Genomic DNA, 17043 nt, shown 5'->3' with positions numbered 1-17043 from the left:
CACCTCCTGCCCGAGGTGCGCGGGCCCGTTTCTCATTGCCTCGTCAGGAGATCTGGTCGACGGTGTACCAGCCCGTGCTGAGCACTCGCGGGGCCAGGTAGGTGTTGTAGACGTCGCTCTCGTCGAACCGGCCGCTGTGCAAGTACGCGACCAACGCTCCGTCGCTCTTCCTGCGGCCCAGCAGGTCCGGGATGCCGTCGCCGCTGATCTCCTTGAGCATCAACGAGTCCAGCGTGTCCCAGCCCCAGCCGAGCGTGATCTCCCGGTAGCGGCCGACGCTGTTCTCGAACTCCAGCTTCTGCACCGCGAGCCTGCCGTTCGCGTATTCGACGATCCGGTCGCGGTACTGGCCCCTCGTCACCGAGCCGGGCACCTCCGAGTACTGCGTCCAGACGACCCTGCCCTTGCTCTCCCGGTCGATGCTGAACTGCTCGAAGTGGTCGACGCCGTACACGAGCTTGTTCTGGAAGTGGTAGATCGAGGTCTCGTTGTCGCTGGCGTAGATCTTCTCGATGTCGTCGAGGCCGTCGCCGCGGACCGTGCGGATCACGGCCTTGCCCCAGCCGTCGGCCCAGTACCAGAAGTTCTTGCCGGCGATCTCCCGCTGGCGCAGCGTCGAGATGCCGTTGAAACCGGCGTTCGGGTAGAGCCAGAGGTTGCCGTCGAGGTCGGCGGCGACGACGTCGCTCGGGCCGGCACCGTCGGCCCTGGCGGTGGCGATCCAGTGGTAGTTCACGTCGCGCCAGCCGTAGCCGATCGTCACCGGCGCGCCGAAGTTGCCGCCGTCGATCTGCGGGTAGACGACGAGCCGTCCGTCGGACGTGCGCGCGGTGATGTCGGACTTGCCGTCGCCGGTCACGTCACCCGACGGACGGGGCGAGGTGCCGGGCTCTGCGGTCGCAGGCACGGCGAGGCCCGTGACGGACAGGGCGACGACCGCGGCGGCGATCCAGGTTCTTCTTCGCATGGCTTTCTTTCCCCCGGTTCGGTCAGCTGATGACGTTGTTGGTGTTCCAGCCGTAGCCCATCAGGGTCGGCGCCTGGAACGTCGCGATCGGGTTGGCCGGGTTCCACGTCTGCGAGTGCCGGTAGCCGACCAGTTCGCCGTTGTGTCGCCTGCCGATCAGGTCCGGCCAGGCGTCACCGCTGTACGAGCTGACACCGACGAAGTTGAGCGTGGTGAACCCGTGGCCGAGGGTGTAGTTGGCCTCCCCGCGGAACGAGAACACCTTCAGCGTGTCGGCCGGGTCCAGGTACAGCAGGTCGGGGTAGCCGTCGAAGGTGACATCGGCCATGTTCATGTCCACGACGTACCTGACGCCGTACATCAGCGCTTCCGGTGCGCTGTACCGCGCTACCTCACCGAAGTTGCCGAGGTGGCGGTAGATGTACGCCATGTCGGTGTTCACCCGGCGGGCGATGATGTCGTCGCGGCCGTCGCCGTTGAAGTCGTGGAGCAGCACCAGGTCGTTGATGTTCCAGCCGGTGCCGAGGACGTACGACGGGCCGAGGGTGTTGAGGCCGTCGAAGGTCCCCGAGTGCGGGTAGACCCGCATCGTGCCCCCGCTGTCGATGCTGACCACGTCGGCCAGCTGGTCGTCGGTGATCCGGCCGGCACCGATCCAGCGGAAGCCGCCCCACCCGTGGTTGATGGTCACGGCTGGTTGGAAGGTGTCGAAGCCCCCGTCGAAGCTGTTGCCGTGCGGGTAGACCTTGAGCACGCCGTTGTCGGCCTGTCTCGCGAGGATGTCCGGCAGCCCGTCACCGGTGAAGTCCCCGGATCTGGCGCCGCTGCTCGCGGAGCTGGCACCGATGTGCCCGCCGGTCTCGGCAGGCTGCATCCCGGAGGACTGGACACCGTGCGGCTCGGGCGCGGCGAAGACGACCGGAGTTGTGGATGCTGCCGTAGACGTCAGCAATGCCGCCGTGGCGACCAGGAGACCCCATTTGCGCTGCATGCGCGCATCATGCAGGCCGTCCCCGCGTTCCCGCAGCGAAATCCGGCAACGCGGGGACGGCCGCGGTCAGCGAATTTTCACGCCTTGAGCGCGCGTGCGGCGACGAAGCAGTACACGCCGAACGCGGCGATGCCGATCGCGACCGCGCTGAGCAGGAACATGCCATAAGGCTGTGCCGCCAACGTCTTCAGCGCCTTGTCCATGCCACCGGACTGCTGGGGGTCGGCGTTGATCGCGGCAAGTCCGACGAGGACACCGATCACGCCGTACGCGGTGCCCTTGCCGATCCAGCCGATGCGGCCGACGGGTTCGATCCACGACGGCGCGCGGCTCATGTCGAGGTCCTTCTCGAAGGACTTCTTGATTCCTTTGTAGATGATCACGCCGGCGATGCAGAGGATGCCGATGGCGATCGCGCCGACGATGAACTGGCCGCCGGGCAACGCGAGCACCTGCGCCGTGAGTTCTTGCTGCTGCTGGTTCTGGTCGCCGGAACCGCCGCCCGTCGCGTATTTGAAGGCACCGAGCGCGATACCGGTCGCGGTGATGGCACGGGCAGCGGAGCCGATGCGCTTGGAGATCCGCTTCCGCTTCTTGCCGATGTAGGTGTAGCCCACGAAGGCGAGCAACAACTGCCACAGCGCGAAGAACACCAGCCCGATCGCGAGCGTCCACAACACCCAGGCGCCGCCCTGGGCGATGTCGCTCACCGCGCCTTTCGAGTCGGCCTGTTCGGAGTCACCGAACGCGACCTGGATCGCCAGCCACGCCACCAGGACGTGCACGACCCCGTACAGCACCATTCCCGCCCGCCCCAACGTCTGAACGGCGGGGTGTCTTCGCGCTTCCTGCGCAACAGTGGCCACGAAGGGGTGAATACCCCCGCGTGGCCACGGCGAACCTGAATGTTGCTCAGCCGCCGGGCGGCGGCTCACAGACGATCTTGAACTGCGGGTCGTAGCGGACCGTGCGCGACTCGCTGCGGGACTGGCCGGTGCGGCGGTCCGTGATCGTGCGGGTGTCCGTCACCGAGAAGCCAGGAGCGCCGTTGCTCGGCGCACACTCGGCCTTGTTGACCTTCTTCTCCTGCGGCTGGGTGGGGTTGAACTCGCCGCTGGTGGAGCCGGTGACGTCGTAGTTCTTGGTGCCCCAGAGCACGATCTTGATCGACGAGCCGGTCCAGATCGTCTGGATGGCGACGCCCGTGTCGTCCGGGTTCGTGAACGCGATGTCGATCAGGCTGTTGCCCGCGCCGTCCATGAACACGGTGGCCTCGCGGCCCTTCGGGTACCGCGTGATCCAGTAGCTGTGCTCCTTGTGGCCCGCGTCCTTCATGCCCGCGTAGTAGTACGCGTTGTAGAGCGTGGTCGCGAACTGCGAGATGCCGCCACCGACCGCCTTGCCGGGGATGCCGTTCTCGATGATGCCCGCCTCGACGTAGCCCTGCGCGGTACCGCGGGGGCCGGTGTACTTGTTGAGGCTGAACGTCTCCTTGGGCTTCACGATCGCGCCGTTCACCTTCTCGGCGACGACCCGGATGTTGACGCCGGAGGCGGGAGCGAAGCCACCGGTCTGGAACTCGCCGATGACCTCCTTGATGCCCATCTTGTTCGCCTGCTCGGTGGTGACCTTCGCGGGCGTGTGCTTGTACTCGAACTTGACCTCGCGCGCGTCCGTTTTCTTCAGCGTGTCGAAGTAGGGCTGGAGGTTCTTGTCCCAGTCGAGGTCGAGGCCGTCCACCGACGGCTTGACGGTCGGCTTGCCGCCCTCGAAGACGATCTCGGCGTCCTTGCCCTGCTTGACCGTGTCCTTGAGCTGAGGCGCCGTCACCTCGGCGAGCTTGTCCTTGTTCGGCGTGACGGTCAGCGCGCCACCATCGCCGGGAGCGAAGGCCAGCGTGGCCCCGATCTGCTCCGGCGTGAGCGTCGCGTCCTTGCCCTCGCCCTTGATGACGACCGGACCGGACACCGCGGTCTTGACGATCTCGTTGAGCGCCTTCTCGACGCCCTCCTTGGTCGTCTTCACCGGGGTGAAGTCCATCGGGACCTCGACCGGGCTGCCGGACGCCCAGTTCGCGACGACCGCGCTCGCGGCGTCCTCGGTCTTGAGCTTCTGGCCGTCGTGCGGCTCGACGGCGACCGGGTTGGCGCCCTCGAACTTGATGGTGCCCTCGATCGGCTCGTGGTCGAGCTTGGGGCGCATGGCCTCCAGCGCGCCGGAGACCTTGGCGTCGTCCGCCTTCGTCGCGACGCCGACCTCGCGGCTGGTGAAGAACGAGGTCACGCGGGTGATCGGGCTGAGCGGCTGGCTGCCGGCGCGGTCGATCGTGCCGTTCCAGTCGAGCTCCAGACCCGCCGCCTTGGGGTCGAGCTCGGCGTTGACGTCACCGGCCTTGAGCGCGACCGGCTTGCTCAGCCGCGGGCCGATCTCGTCGCGCAGCTTCTTCTCGGCCTCGTCGTGGCCCATGCCGCCGACGTCGACGCCCGCCACGGTCACGCCGCGGGGCACGTTGCCGCTGGAGACGAGGATGTCCAGGCCGTAGAGCAGGCCGAACGCCCCGACCACGGCCGCGGCCACCATCAGGAGCTTCTTCTTGTTGTTCTTCGGCTGTTCCTCGTCCTCGCCGGGCTCGATCATCACCGGCCCGTAGACGCCCGAGTCCTCCGGCTGCGGCAGTGGCGGGGCCACCGGCGCCATGTACTCGGTCGCGTCCTCGCCGGCCGGGAACCCGACGCCGGGCACGGCCGCGGTGACGGTCGGCTCGCTGTCCGGTTCCTCGGAAGGCCACGCCTCGGTGGGCGCGCCGGTGGTCACTGGGCCGATCTTCGTCGTCTGCTCGGAGGCGGTGCCTCCGGGATTGACCGGCGGCATCGCTCTAGTCTTTTCAGCGTCGTACGGCACAGCTCTCCCCGTTGCCCTGTCTCTCCTGAGGCGGCATATGTGTGTAGCTATCAGGCGCAGATCACTTACCGGCGGCTCATAGGTACAGACCAGTACCGTGCTCGGTGAGCTCACTTGCCACAGCGTGCAGGTCGCGTTCCCTCATCACGAGATACGTGGTGCCGTGCACCTCGACCTCAAGCTGATCTTCCGGGTTGAACAGAACCCGGTCGCCCACCTTCACGTGCCGCACGCTGGTACCAGCCCCGAACACATCACCCCACGCCAACCGCTTCGCCATCTGGGCCGTAGCGGGGATCACGATGCCACCACTGGAACGCCGCTCGCCGTCCTCCGGCGAGATGCGCACCATGACGCGGTCGTACAGCATCTGGATCTCGAGCTTGACATCAGGCACCAGCAGAGTCTACGTGCCTGCTGGACCAGCCTCGTCCATGCCGCCCATCAGCAGCGGAAGACGGGTAGGTGCATCGGCAACAACTCGAACCGGCACCCCCCAGTCCTGCCTGGTCAGACGGCAGACCGGGTGTTCGTCGGCCGGATCGTCACTGCAACTGGCCGCCTGCGCTACGACGTGCAGAACGCCGTTCGTGACCTGATCGTTGATCCGCAACGCCCGTACCAGTTCGGTACCGGCCCCCGCGCCCTCCAGAATCAGCTCCGGCGGTGAGCTGGTGATCTCCAGCCGGGTGGACGGTCCGTACCTTTCGTCCAGTTTCGTCCCGGTCGGCGGCGTGAAGACCACCGCGAGCTCGATCTCCCCGGACGCGATGTCGGTGGACGGCCGCTTGACCGCGTGCTCCTTGCCGTCGATCTTCGTGGCGGCCGCGGAGAACCTTTCGAGACGGTGAGCAGCACTGGCCACGACCACGAGCTCGTCGTCGACGAGGAGCGCGTCGGACGGCTCGGCGATGTCCGTCGCGATGGTGGTCAGCGTCTTCGTTTCGGGGTCGTAGCGCCTGATCGCGTTGTTGTAAGTGTCCGAAATGGCGATCGAGTGGTCATTCAGGACAGTGACGCCCAACGGGTGCTGCAACAGGGCTTCCTCGGCGTCGCCGTCCTTGTGTCCGAACGCGAACAGCCCCTTGCCGATGACGGTGTGGACCTCACCGTTCTCGAGGTACCGGAGCGCGCTGGTCTCGGAGTCGACCATCCAGAGCCTGTCGCCGTCCGCGGCCAGCCCGGACGTCTGCGCGAAGAAGGCCCCCGCGGCCGGCCCGTCGTTGATGCCTTCGACCGTGGTGCCGGCGAGCCTGCTGACGGTGCCGGCCTCGGGGTCGAAGAAGCCGAGCGTGTGGTTGCCGGCCATGGCGATCGCCACGCCACCGTTCCACCACGCGACGTCCCACGGGCTGGTGAGGTCGATCTTGTCGGCCGGCCCGTCGGTCTCACCGTCCCGCCACTGCTCGCCCGTGCCCGCGAGCGTCGTGACCTCGCCCGTGTCGAGGTTGAGGCCCCTGATGAGGTGGTTGACGGTGTCCGCGACGACGACGTCGTAGCCGTGCGTGTTGGGGACCGCGGTGAGGCCCGCCGGCTCGGAAAAGCTGGGGTTGAGGCCGTCCTCTTTGCCTCGTTCGCCGGTGCCGATACGGCGGATGACGGTCTCGCCGTCCGCTTCCAGCTCCACGATGCTGTGGTGGGCGGAGTCGCTGACCAGGATCGTGTTGCGCGGCGTGACGATGGCCTTGGCCGGGAACCGCAGCGTGGTGCTGGTGGGCTCCGGGGCGACGTACGGACCGGTGCCGCGGTGCAGCGTGCCCTTCTCGTCGTGCTCCTCGACCAGTTCCCTGATGATCGTCCTGAGCGCCTCGACGTGCCCTTCCCCCGCGGCGACGTGCACGACGTACCCCTCGGGGTCGACCAGCACGAGCGTCGGCCACGCCTTGACCGCGTAGTTCTGCCAGGTGGTGAGCTCGGGGTCGTCGAGGACCGGGTGGTGCACCTCGTACCGCTCGACGGCAGCTTTGAGCGCCTCGGCGTCGGCCTCGTGGACGAACTTCGGCGAGTGCACGCCGATCGTGACGAGGACGTCCTCGTGTTCCTTCTCGAGGGGGCGCAGCTCGTCCAGGACGTGCAGGCAGTTGATGCAGCAGAACGTCCAGAAGTCGAGCAGCACGATCTTGCCGCGCAGGTCCTTGAGGCTGACCGGTTCGCCGCCGGTGTTGAGCCAGCCGCGTCCGACCAGCTCAGGGGCACGGACACGGGCACGGCGCTTCACAGTCGTCACGACCGTATCCAACACGGTGGGACAGGGCGTCCATTCCGGCGTCCATCATGTGGGCGCTTTCGTTTTGTTCGTTTTGAGCTAGCATCGCGGCATGACGGCAAGCGGCGGCGAACGAACGGTGTTGCCTCCGGCGCGACCCGAGAGTCTGTCTCCTTGGGTCGCCGCCCTGACGCGTTCCGGCAGCGAGACCGCAGCGCTCGTCGCACCGGACGGAACGCACCTCGACCTGCCCGCAGAGATCTTCGAGGTGTTGCGGGAGGTCGTGTTCGCGATGTCACAAGGCTTGGCGATCACGGTTGCCCCACAACACACAGTGCTCACCACCAGCGAAGCCGCACACGTGCTGGGAGTGTCCCGGCCGACCCTGGTGCGTTTGCTCGAAGCGGGCGAGATCCCCTACGAGCAGCCGAACAGGCATCGCCGGGTCCGCCTGGCCGACCTTCTCGCTTATCAGGACCGATCCCGCAGGGCACGCGCCGCAGGACTCGACGAGATGGTCCGCGGCGGTGAGGACAGCGGACTGTACGAACTCCCGTTGGACACGCCGTTCGAGCGGATGCCGACGAACGACGACCCCAGGTGATCAGTGCTTCCCGTCTTCATCGACACGTGCGTTCTGCTCAAGCCCTACCTGTGCGACACCCTGCTGACGATCAGCGAAAGTGGCGTCTACCGTCCTTTGTGGTCAAAAGGACCCCAAGGATCGACACGTACTCGCAGCGGCAGTCTGGGGCGGTGCGGAGTTGCTGGTCACCGAGAACCTGAAGGACTTCCCCGACGCGATCGCCCGCCGCTTCAGCATCGAGGTGCTGCATCAGGACGAGTTCCTGCTCGACCAACTTGATCTCGCACCCGAGCTGGTGATCGCAGCGCTCCGGCGACAGGTGTCCCGGTATCGCCGAGCGCCACGCTCTGTCGACGACCTGCTCGACATCTTGGCCAGCGAGGGCCACCGCTGCACAGGGTTCGCTGAGGCGTGCCGCAACGCCCGCCCGTTCGGCACTTGGAGAAGTTGACCTACGACATCCGTCATGTGGACGGCAGTTTGAGGCCTGGCTTCTCACCCTCGTCGAACACCGGCGCGACCTGCACCACCGCTTCCGACAGGTCCACCTCACCGCCCGCGAACCGGGCCCCGCGGAACGACACCTCGCCTGCGTTGAACTCCGCGCCCTCGAACCGCACCCGCCCGCCGCTGAACTCGGCCTTGTCGAACGTCACGCGCGCGCCGTCGAACGAAGCGCCGCCGAACCACACCTCGCCGCCGCACACCTTCATGCCGTCGAACGAGATCCAGCCGCCGGGGAAGCGCGCCAGGCTGAGGAAGACGGTGCCGGCCGGGATGACGATGCCCGCGAAGTCGGCCGACCTCAGCACCGCGCGCACCAGGTCGAAGTCGTGGCCCTGCCAGCTGACCGGGGCGCCGTCGCGGAGGTGCTGGGCGATCACGCTGGTGAGCGTCAGGCGCACCTCGGACTCGGCGTCGTGGTACCACTCCGAGTCGAGCGAGGGCTCGTACGGGACGCGCAGGTAGGCGCACAGCACGTTGATGCAGGTCTGGCGTTGTTCGGGCCATTCGTCGGCGAGTGAGGCCATGGCGTAGATGCCGGCCAGGCGGACGGTCGGGGCCTCGTTGCCGATCTGGTTGCAGGCGGCGCCGAAGCGTTCGTTGAGCAGCTTGGTTCGTTCGCGGGTCTCGGCGGACTCGCTGATGCGTTGTTTTCGATAAGCCACAACGAGTGCGACCACGCCGCCTACGCCCGCCACCACGGTCAGCGCGACCTTGATGATGTCGAGCCTCGCGGTCGACGCAGTCGGAAAGCCCAGGGCGGCCCAGAGAAGGGCTGCGGCCGCAGCAAAGACGGTTAGGCCGATCAGCACAACGAGACCTATGTGCCTTTTGATTGACCAAAGCAGGCCGGAGTCCACGATGATGGACCGTAACCGCCCGTCTGAACCTTTGCGTTGTGTTTGGCGTAGAGGACGCCGGGAGGTGCGTGTGATGGTGGAGTACCTGGTGATCGGTGCGGGTCCGGCGGGCCTGCAGATGGGGCGCTTCCTGCACCGCGCGGGCCGCGAGTACCTGATCGTCGAGGCGGGGGCGGAGCCGGCGAGCTTCTTCCGGACGTTCCCGCGGCATCGCGTGCTTTCCACGGACGACAACTCGTTGTTCGAGGGTGTGCCGTTTTCGCGGTACAGCAAGCGGTCTTTCCCCAACGCGGACGATCTGGTGCGGTATCTGGAGGATTTCGCGCGGCCGTTGAACGTCCGCTACAACACGCCGGTCAGCGACGTGGACCAGTACCGGGCCCGGCACGTGATCATCGCTACCGGCAAGAAGCCTCACCTGCCCAGCATTCCCGGTGTCGAGCACGCCGAGACGTACGGGAGTGCCAGCACCGATCCGACCGCGTACGCGGGCAGGCGGGTGCTGATCATCGGCCGTGGCCACAGCGCGTTCGAGACGGCGGACAACATCGCGGCGACGGCCAGGGTCACGCACACCGTGGGGCGGACGGTGCAGCGGATCGTCAAGGACGGCAACGAGTTCGTCGCGACGATCGACGGCACCGGCGAGCTGAGGTACGACAAGGTGATCGTGTGCGCGGGCTTCCGCAGGGACACGACCCTCGACACACCGCACGTGCACGTCGTCAGCGGTGACTCGATCAAAGCGATCCGGCACTCGGCCAGGGCGCTGCACCGGATGCTGGAGGCCGAGCACCACGGCGTGCCGTGGCCGCACCGCAAGCTGCGCAACCGGCCGGACGCGCTCGCGGCGACCATCGCGATGCGGGCCAGCGAGATCCCGGACGGGTTGGCGGACGTCGTTGTCCCGCAAGGACAGCACGCGCTTCTCTACGACGAGATGCCGACGACCGAACGCCGCGGCTTCGTGGTCACGAGCACCCAGATCAGCCACTACCGCAAGAACGAGCTGATCGCCGTGGAACACCGCCTGCACCGCAAGCCGCTGGAGAGGTTCTTCTCGCAGCAGCTCGCGGTGCCCTGCATCGCCTAGACGGGAAGCGTGCGCGCGAGGAACGCCGCGGTCAGGTCCCAGGCCCGGTTCGCGGCGCCCTCGTCGTACCAGGGAGCCAGGTGGTTGAGGAACGCGTGGCCCGCGGGCTCCAGGTTGATCTCCGCGCCCTCGTGCGCGGCCACCGCGTCCACGACCTTCTGGTACCCGGTGATGAACGAGTCCTCGGTGCCGAAGTGGAACAGGATCGGGCAGGACACCTGGTCCAGCGTGCTGATCTGGTCCGGCACACCCGAGCCGTAGAACGAGACGGCGGTGTCCGGGTCGGAGGCCGTGGCCGCCGCGTAGGCCAGGGTGCCGCCGAGGCAGAACCCGAGCACGCCGACGCCACCGGTGACCTCTGGCAGGCCGCGCAGGTACTCGACCGACGCCACCACGTCCTGCACGGCCAGCGGGAAGTCGAGCTTCCCGACGACCTCCATCGACCTCTGGATGCCGGCCTCGTCGTGCTCACCCACCCAGCCCGGCTCGAAGCGGTGGAACAGCTCGGGCACGGCCACGACGTAGCCGAGCGCGGCGAGCTTCTCCGCGATGCCCCGCAGGTAGGCGTCCAGGCCGAAGATCTCCTGGATCAGGACGATGCCGGGGCCGGAGCCGGACGAAGGCAGCCAAACCGGCAACGGCATGTCGTCAATTCGATGGGTCATGGATCGATCTTGCCCGAGAAGCTCGGTCCAGTTGCTCACCACCACGGCGCCGTCGCGTGCCCGATAATCGGCCGATGATCAGGCTGATCGCGACCGACCTCGACGGCACGCTCCTGCAGCCGGGCGGAGTGCTCAGCGACCGCACCCGCGCCACGCTCAACGCCGTCGACGCGGACGTCGTGGTCGTGACCGCGCGGCCGCCGCGGTTCGTGCAGGACCTCGACCTCACCGGGACAGCGATCTGCTCCAACGGCGCGATGATCTACGACCTGACAAACCGGGAGGTCACGCACGCGCAGACGGTGCCGTTCGACGTCGTGCGGAAGGTGTCGGAGGCGCTCGCGGAGGTGATCCCGAACGTGGGCATCGCGGTGGAGACCGGGCTGGAAGTGTTGTGCGAGCCCGCGTTCAAGGGGTTCAGGGCGAACAATCCACATCGGACACTGGAGTTGCTCGACCACGTCTTCGAGGAGGCGCACCAGGTCGTGCAGATGCTCGCCTGGGCGCCGGACTCCGAGGCCGACCACATGATGGAGATCGCCAAGCAGGCCGTCGGGCAGCACGTCACGGTCACGCATTCCGGTGGGCTCGGGCTGCTGGAGATCAGCCCGCCCGGTGTCTCGAAGGCGGCGACGCTGGAGTCTCTTTGCGGTGCAAGGGGAATCGGCAAGCACGAGGTGATCGCGTTCGGGGACATGCCGAACGACCTGTCGGTGCTCGGGTGGGCCGGCACTGCGTATGCGATGGGCAACGCGCACCCGGTGGTCAAGCAGGCGTGCAGCAACCACGCGCCGCCGAACACCGAGGACGGCGTGGCCCAGGTCCTCGAACAGCTCTTCCGGCTCTAGTGACGGATCTAGCGGCGTGGCACCGAGGTGGGGCCTGCCACCTCGGCACCGAGCGCCGTCACCCGCCGCCGGAGTTCGCGGTCCGCGGTCACCACGGTCACCGACCGGCCGGCGCCCTCGGAGCGGACCACCTCGACGATCGTGTCGTCACCATCGCCTGCGGCGGAGACCACGCGGACGTCGGGGATGCTGGACACGTTGCGCGCCTTGCCTTCCACGACGAGGACCACTTCCTCGTCGCGGCCGCTCAACGCGTCGCGGAGGCGTTCGGCCGCGCCCGCCCGGTCGCGCCACCACCCGTCGGGCACTGATCCCACGACGTTGGCGGCATCGACCACGAGCAACGGCTTCACGCCCCTCAGAGTGCCTCAGCCCCGGCGTGCTCGCAGTGCGTCGAGCGAGTCGGGGTCGTCGCTCACCGCGAGTGAAGAGACAGCCTCGGAGACGCCGGCCCAGCGCTGCACGGCGGCCGTGGCGGCGGCGCGTTCCTTCTCGGGCAGCTTCGCGATGTTGGCGCCGTGGTTGCCGCCCGGCACCGCGAACGACAGCGAGTCGCGGGTGCCCGGACCGAGGCGGAACGGTTCGGCGCTCCACGGGTCGTTCTGACCGTTCACGAACAGCAGCCGCGAACCCTGGTAGCGCACCCACGAGTCGACGTCACGCATGGCGGAACGGTCGAAGCGCGGGAACCTGATCTCCGGCGACACCATCGAGCGCGGCACCGAGACGCCGGGGTAGCGCAGCAGGTCGCGCACCGCCGACTCGTCCGCCTCAGGCCAGCCGAGCTGCGTACCGGCCTGGTAGTAGTACGGCGCGTAGGGCGCCACGCCCGCGTCGGTGTAGAAGTCCCAGCCCACGGTCTTGTCCATGAACGTCCAGAGGTCGTCCACGGAAGCCGAAGCGCCAGGAACCAGGGCGCACTGCTCCTGGGTGCCGTACTGCCAGAACGTGAACGGCGTGTCGAGCACCAGGATCTCCAACGCCCGATGCGCGCTGCCGAACTGCTTGTACGTGTAGCCCTTGGCTTCCAGGCGCGAAACGATCTCGTCACGGTGCTGCAGGATCTGGCGCTGCACGCCCTCCAGCCGCTTGTTGCACGTCGGGTCGTTGCCGACGTTGCGGATGAACTCGCCGTAGACGTCGCGGTCGTTCACCACGTCGTTCGGCGCGACATAAGCGATGGTCGCGTCGACGTCGCGGGGGAAGAAGCGGCGGTGGTAGATCGACGTCATGCCGCCCTTGCTGGCACCCGTGGAGAGCCAGCGAGCGCGGTAGATCTTCTTGAACGCCAGCACGATCCGGTGGTGGTCGTTGGCCGCCTGCCAGATGTTCAGGTCGTCCCAGTCGGCCGGCACCGGGCGCGAGGGCGTGAAGAACCGCTGCTCCACGCTGAGCTGGTTGCCGTCGACGAGCCGCGCCGGTTCGGACGCGCCGATCGTGCCCGGCAGGCCGTAGCCGGTGGTGTGCAGCACCATCGGCTTGGCGTCGTCCTTGTGCAGCAACGAGAAGCGCTGCTCGAACCGCGACCCGCGCGGCCGGTGGTGGTCCGCGGGCTGCTGGATGCCGAGGACGAACGTCCGCGCGGTGCCGGACATCCCTTCGCTGATGATCCGGACGCCGGGTAGCGCGGCGATCCGGTCCTTGATGTCCGGGGCGGCGGACACGACCGAGGCGACAGCCAGGACCTGTGCCGATGCCAGGCCGAACGCCAGCAGGGAGCGTACGAGTCTGTTCACCACCCGAAGCTAGCCAGCGCGAGCGTCTCGACGAACCGGCCGATCGGCGGGACTACAGGTCTCTTGCAGCGGACTTGGAGAGGCCTTGCAGACGGGCCCGCGAATCTTCAGCCAAGCCTGAAGAGGGAGATCGGAAATGAAGGTTCGAGAGCTGCTCGGAACCAGTGCGGTCGCCGTCGCGCTCGTCATGGGAATGGCGAACGTGGCCACGGCCGACGACATGAGCGTGATGTTCAACTGCGGGACCTACCCCGCGGGCAAGCAGACCGCCAGGGACGAAGCCCTGGCCAGATCGACGACCTGGATCCAGTCGCGGGTGCCGTACAGCCAGAGCGCCTGCCACGCCAACCAGTTCGGCTCGTACCGCACCGACTGCAGCGGTTACCTGTCGATGATCTGGGGCCTGCACCACTCCTACACGACCTCGACGTTGCACGAGGTCTCGCACACCATCAACCGCGCTGACCTGCAGCCCGGCGACGCGCTGAACTGGCCGGGACAGCACACCGCGTTGTTCATCGGCTGGGCGGACGGCGCGCGGACGATGCCGCGGGTCCGTGAGCAGGCCGGGCCGAACGGTGCCGCCACGGTCGAGCGCAACTGGTCGGCCGCGACCGCCGCCAAGTACACGCCGATCCGCTACAACGGCATCATCTCGTACAACGTCGCCGGCGACATCGGCACGAAGTGGCGTGCGATGGGCGCGGACAACAGCCTCGTCGGCAGCCCGATCAACAACGAGCAGCCCGGCGCTCCCGGCGGCCGCTGGCAGGGTTTCCAGCGCGGCAACATCTACTGGACCCCCGCCACGAACGCCCACCCGGTGTACGGCGAGATCCTGACCAAGTTCATGAACTCCGGTGATGAGCACCGCTGGGGCTACCCGGTCAACGACGAGTCCCCTGGTGCGCACGGCGGCCGCTGGCAGGGCTTCCAGAACGCGAACTTCTACTGGACCTCCAGCACCGGCGCGTTCCCCGTGTTCGGGGAGATCCTCACCAACTTCATGAACAACGGCGATGAGCACCGCTGGGGCTACCCGCTCATGGAGGAGGCCGTCGGTGCGAACAACGGCCGCTGGCAGAAGTTCCAGAACGGCATCTGGTACTGGTCGGCACGCACCAGCGCGTACCCGGTGTACGGCGACATCCTGAAGAAGTTCGGCACCACCGGGGACGAGCACACCCACGGCTACCCGAAGGAAGCCGAGAAGGACTGGGCAGGCGAGCCCGGTGGGCGCATGCAGACCTTCGAGAACTCGACCTTCTACTGGACCCCCGCCAAGGGCGCCTGGTCCGTGGCGAACGGGTGATGGCCATGAAGACGACCACCACTCTCGCGATCGCCGCCCTGTCCCTGCTGCCGTTGGCGGGCGTCGCCCAGGCCGAACCGGCACACGTCTCCAACGCCGAGATGCAGGCCGCCTGCGCGGTTCCCGCCAACCGCGACATCAACGTCACCCGGATCGTCCACAACGTCGGTGTCCGGCGTGGTGTGTCGGCCAAAGTGATGCTCGCCGGGTTCGAAGCCGGCTGGGTCGAGTCGCACATGAACAACCTCAACTGCGGTGACCGCGACTCGCTCGGCGTGTTCCAGCAGCGGCCCTCGCAGGGCTGGGGCACCCCCGAACAGATCATGAACGTCGACTACGCCGCCGACCGCTTCTTCGCGGAAGCGCAACGCGTCGAGCCGAAGTACCCGAACCTGAGCGCGGGTCTGCTCGCGGACAAGGTGCAGCGCTCGTGCTGTCCTGCCCGCTACGACCAGGCCGAGGCGAAGGCCAGGCAGATGCTCGACGAGGTCCGGATCTCGGTCTACGGCGACATCGGCGTGAAGTGGCGGGCGATGGGCGCGGAGAACAGCGTCGTCGGCGCCCCGATCAGCAACGAGCAGCCGGGCGCACCCGGTGGCCGGTGGCAGGGGTTCCAGCGCGGCAACATCTACTGGACCCCGGCCCTCAACGCCCACCCGGTGTACGGCGAGATCCTGACGAAGTTCATGAACACCGGTGATGAGCACCGGTGGGGTTACCCGGTCAACGACGAGCAGCCCGGCGCGCCGGGTGGCCGCTGGCAGGGCTTCCAGAACGCGAACTTCTACTGGACCTCCAGCACCGGCGCGTTCCCCGTGTTCGGGGAGATCCTCACCAACTTCATGAACAACGGCGATGAGCACCGCTGGGGCTACCCGCTCATGGAGGAGGCCGTCGGTGCGAACAACGGCCGCTGGCAGAAGTTCCAGAACGGCATCTGGTACTGGTCGGCACGCACCAGCGCGTACCCGGTGTACGGCGACATCCTGAAGAAGTTCGGCACCACCGGGGACGAGCACACCCACGGCTACCCGAAGGAAGCCGAGAAGGACTGGGCAGGCGAGCCCGGTGGGCGCATGCAGACCTTCGAGAACTCGACCTTCTACTGGACCCCCGCCAAGGGTGCCTGGTCGGTCCGGAACAACTAGTCCTTGAAGCTGGCGAAATAGGCGGCGGCCATGTCCTCGTCGCCATGGCCTCGGGTGACCGCGCGGTTCAGGCGGGCACCCGAGGCCATTGCCACGTCCAGCTCCACACCAGCGCGCACGGCCGCCTCACGCACCAGCAGCGCGTCCTTCAGCGCGTTCTGCACGGTGAAGGCCGGCGGGAACTCCCGCTCGATGATCGCGTTGCCCTTCGTCTGCAGGTACGCGCAGTCCATCGCACCACCGGAAACGGCTTCCAGGAACAGCTTCGGGTCGAGCCCGGACGCCTCGGCCAGCGACACGGCCTCACCGACCGCGGCGGTCAGCGCGAGCACCCAGCTGTTCGCGACGAGCTTCAACCTGGACGACGCACCGGCTTCGCCCACCCACATCGTGCGGGCGCCGATCACGTCGAACACCGGCTGCACGCGGTCGCGCAGCTCGGTTGCACCCGAGGCGAGCACGACGAGCTTGCCCTCGGTCGCCGGTTTCACACTGCCCAGCACCGGGGCGTCGACGAAGTCCAGCCCGAGCGACCGGGCGAGCGCGATGTGGTCGTCGATCGCGTCGACGCCGACCGTGGACGCCTGGATCCAGACCGCGTTGTGCGGCAACGCCGCGGCGGCCGCGTTCATGGTCTCCGTGACGGCGGCTCCGTCGTTGAGCATCGTCAGCACGATCTCCACGCCCTCGACGGCCTGAGCCGGAGAGTCGGCGACGACCGCGCCCTGAGCGGCGAGCGGTTCAGCCTTCGCGCGCGTGCGGTTCCAGGCACGGACTTCGTGTCCGGCAGCGGCGAGGTTGGCTGCGATGGGGGCACCCATGAGGCCGGTGCCGAGCACGGCGATCTTCATGTCCCCAGCAAACAAGAAACCTCGCGGTGCTGCCAGGTCGGGGGTCCGACAGCACCGCGAGGTCAACAGTGACATCGGCGGACCGACGTGCGCTGTTACAACGCCATCATACTGTGGCGTGGATCACGTTTAACAGAATGAAACCCCTGGAGCGCGGGAGGTGCTCCAGGGGTTCCCGTAGGGAGGCACTCGCGACGGGGCGCCGTGCGAGTGCCGGGTCGAAAGTCAGCGCAGGGTGGTGACCTGAGCCTGGGCGATGGCCATCAGCTCGTGACGCATGGCCGGGGTGGTGGCCATGTCGATCGCGCGAGCCACGGCCTTCCGGTTGCGCGCCTCGGCACGACGGGCGCGGAGCTTCGCTGCGAAGTTCATCTC

Annotated in this window: 18 protein-coding genes; 6 read left to right on the top strand and 12 right to left on the bottom strand. The window is 67.6% G+C overall.

What is annotated here, in order from left to right; all coding sequences use genetic code 11:
- Positions 1-43 precede the first annotated feature (43 nt).
- From SK803_RS06700 to SK803_RS06675, 6 genes are all read right to left on the bottom strand, one after another.
- The gene (locus SK803_RS06700) at positions 44-967 is read right to left on the bottom strand and encodes a hypothetical protein (protein WP_319964894.1); all 924 of its coding nucleotides are present in this window, start codon (positions 965-967) and stop codon (positions 44-46) included.
- Between the two features lie 22 nt (positions 968-989).
- Positions 990-1958 (bottom strand): FG-GAP repeat domain-containing protein, encoded by a 969-nt coding sequence (locus SK803_RS06695; protein ID WP_319964893.1) that lies wholly within the window; start codon positions 1956-1958, stop codon positions 990-992.
- Between the two features lie 77 nt (positions 1959-2035).
- Positions 2036-2824, bottom strand: coding sequence for a DUF1206 domain-containing protein (locus SK803_RS06690; RefSeq protein WP_319964892.1), 789 nt, complete (start codon positions 2822-2824; stop codon positions 2036-2038).
- A 46-nt stretch (positions 2825-2870) separates the two neighbouring features.
- Positions 2871-4655, bottom strand: a complete 1785-nt coding sequence (locus SK803_RS06685) for a VanW family protein (protein WP_406601494.1) — start codon at positions 4653-4655, stop codon at positions 2871-2873.
- A 280-nt stretch (positions 4656-4935) separates the two neighbouring features.
- Positions 4936-5229 (bottom strand): GroES family chaperonin, encoded by a 294-nt coding sequence (locus SK803_RS06680; protein ID WP_319965040.1) that lies wholly within the window; start codon positions 5227-5229, stop codon positions 4936-4938.
- A gap of 36 nt (positions 5230-5265) precedes the next feature.
- Positions 5266-7086: an NHL domain-containing thioredoxin family protein gene (locus tag SK803_RS06675; protein ID WP_319964890.1), complete on the bottom strand. Its 1821-nt coding sequence runs from the start codon at positions 7084-7086 to the stop codon at positions 5266-5268.
- Positions 7087-7177: 91 nt separating this feature from the next.
- On the opposite strand from SK803_RS06675, the gene SK803_RS06670 reads away from it, so the two are divergent.
- Both SK803_RS06670 and SK803_RS06665 read left to right on the top strand, forming a co-directional pair.
- Complete coding sequence (locus tag SK803_RS06670; RefSeq protein WP_319964889.1) at positions 7178-7669, top strand: helix-turn-helix domain-containing protein; 492 nt, start codon at positions 7178-7180, stop codon at positions 7667-7669.
- Between the two features lie 160 nt (positions 7670-7829).
- Entirely contained in the window at positions 7830-8102 is a 273-nt protein-coding gene (locus SK803_RS06665; protein ID WP_319964888.1) for a hypothetical protein, read from the top strand.
- Between the two features lie 13 nt (positions 8103-8115).
- Here SK803_RS06665 and SK803_RS06660 read toward each other — a convergent pair whose 3' ends face one another.
- Positions 8116-8967, bottom strand: a complete 852-nt coding sequence (locus tag SK803_RS06660; protein ID WP_319964887.1) for a pentapeptide repeat-containing protein — start codon at positions 8965-8967, stop codon at positions 8116-8118.
- A gap of 121 nt (positions 8968-9088) precedes the next feature.
- Here SK803_RS06660 and SK803_RS06655 point away from each other — a divergent pair, with 121 nt between their 5' ends.
- Complete coding sequence (locus tag SK803_RS06655) at positions 9089-10108, top strand: NAD(P)-binding domain-containing protein (RefSeq protein ID WP_319964886.1); 1020 nt, start codon at positions 9089-9091, stop codon at positions 10106-10108.
- On the opposite strand, the gene SK803_RS06650 is transcribed toward SK803_RS06655, so the two are convergent.
- On the bottom strand, positions 10105-10773 hold the full coding sequence (locus tag SK803_RS06650; RefSeq protein WP_319964885.1) for a dienelactone hydrolase family protein: 669 nt from the start codon (positions 10771-10773) through the stop codon (positions 10105-10107). The two genes, SK803_RS06655 and SK803_RS06650, sit on opposite strands and share 4 nt — an antisense overlap.
- Before the next feature lie 74 nt (positions 10774-10847).
- Between SK803_RS06650 and SK803_RS06645 the strand changes: the two genes are divergently transcribed.
- The gene (locus SK803_RS06645; protein ID WP_319964884.1) at positions 10848-11621 is read left to right on the top strand and encodes an HAD family hydrolase; all 774 of its coding nucleotides are present in this window, start codon (positions 10848-10850) and stop codon (positions 11619-11621) included.
- A gap of 8 nt (positions 11622-11629) precedes the next feature.
- On the opposite strand, the gene SK803_RS06640 is transcribed toward SK803_RS06645, so the two are convergent.
- Positions 11630-11974, bottom strand: a complete 345-nt coding sequence (locus tag SK803_RS06640) for a PIN domain-containing protein (protein WP_319964883.1) — start codon at positions 11972-11974, stop codon at positions 11630-11632.
- Positions 11975-11989: 15 nt separating this feature from the next.
- Positions 11990-13357 carry a S28 family serine protease gene (locus SK803_RS06635; RefSeq protein ID WP_319964882.1) on the bottom strand — a complete coding sequence of 456 codons (1368 nt, stop codon included), beginning with the start codon at positions 13355-13357 and terminating at the stop codon, positions 11990-11992.
- Positions 13358-13493: 136 nt separating this feature from the next.
- On the opposite strand from SK803_RS06635, the gene SK803_RS06630 reads away from it, so the two are divergent.
- Positions 13494-14669, top strand: coding sequence for an LGFP repeat-containing protein (locus SK803_RS06630; protein WP_319964881.1), 1176 nt, complete (start codon positions 13494-13496; stop codon positions 14667-14669).
- A gap of 5 nt (positions 14670-14674) precedes the next feature.
- Positions 14675-15817: an LGFP repeat-containing protein gene (locus tag SK803_RS06625; RefSeq protein ID WP_319964880.1), complete on the top strand. Its 1143-nt coding sequence runs from the start codon at positions 14675-14677 to the stop codon at positions 15815-15817.
- Here the strand turns inward: SK803_RS06625 and SK803_RS06620 are convergent.
- Positions 15814-16668 (bottom strand): NAD(P)-dependent oxidoreductase, encoded by an 855-nt coding sequence (locus SK803_RS06620; protein WP_319964879.1) that lies wholly within the window; start codon positions 16666-16668, stop codon positions 15814-15816. The genes SK803_RS06625 and SK803_RS06620 overlap by 4 nt on opposite strands.
- Positions 16669-16893: 225 nt before the next feature.
- Positions 16894-17040, bottom strand: a complete 147-nt coding sequence (locus SK803_RS06615; RefSeq protein ID WP_167969512.1) for a hypothetical protein — start codon at positions 17038-17040, stop codon at positions 16894-16896.
- Positions 17041-17043: the final 3 nt, after the last annotated feature.

Source organism: Lentzea miocenica (genome assembly GCF_033949945.1).
GTDB lineage: Bacteria > Actinomycetota > Actinomycetes > Mycobacteriales > Pseudonocardiaceae > Lentzea > Lentzea miocenica.
Note: the sequence above shows the minus strand (reverse complement) of the source record. Positions and strands in the feature narration are given on the sequence as shown.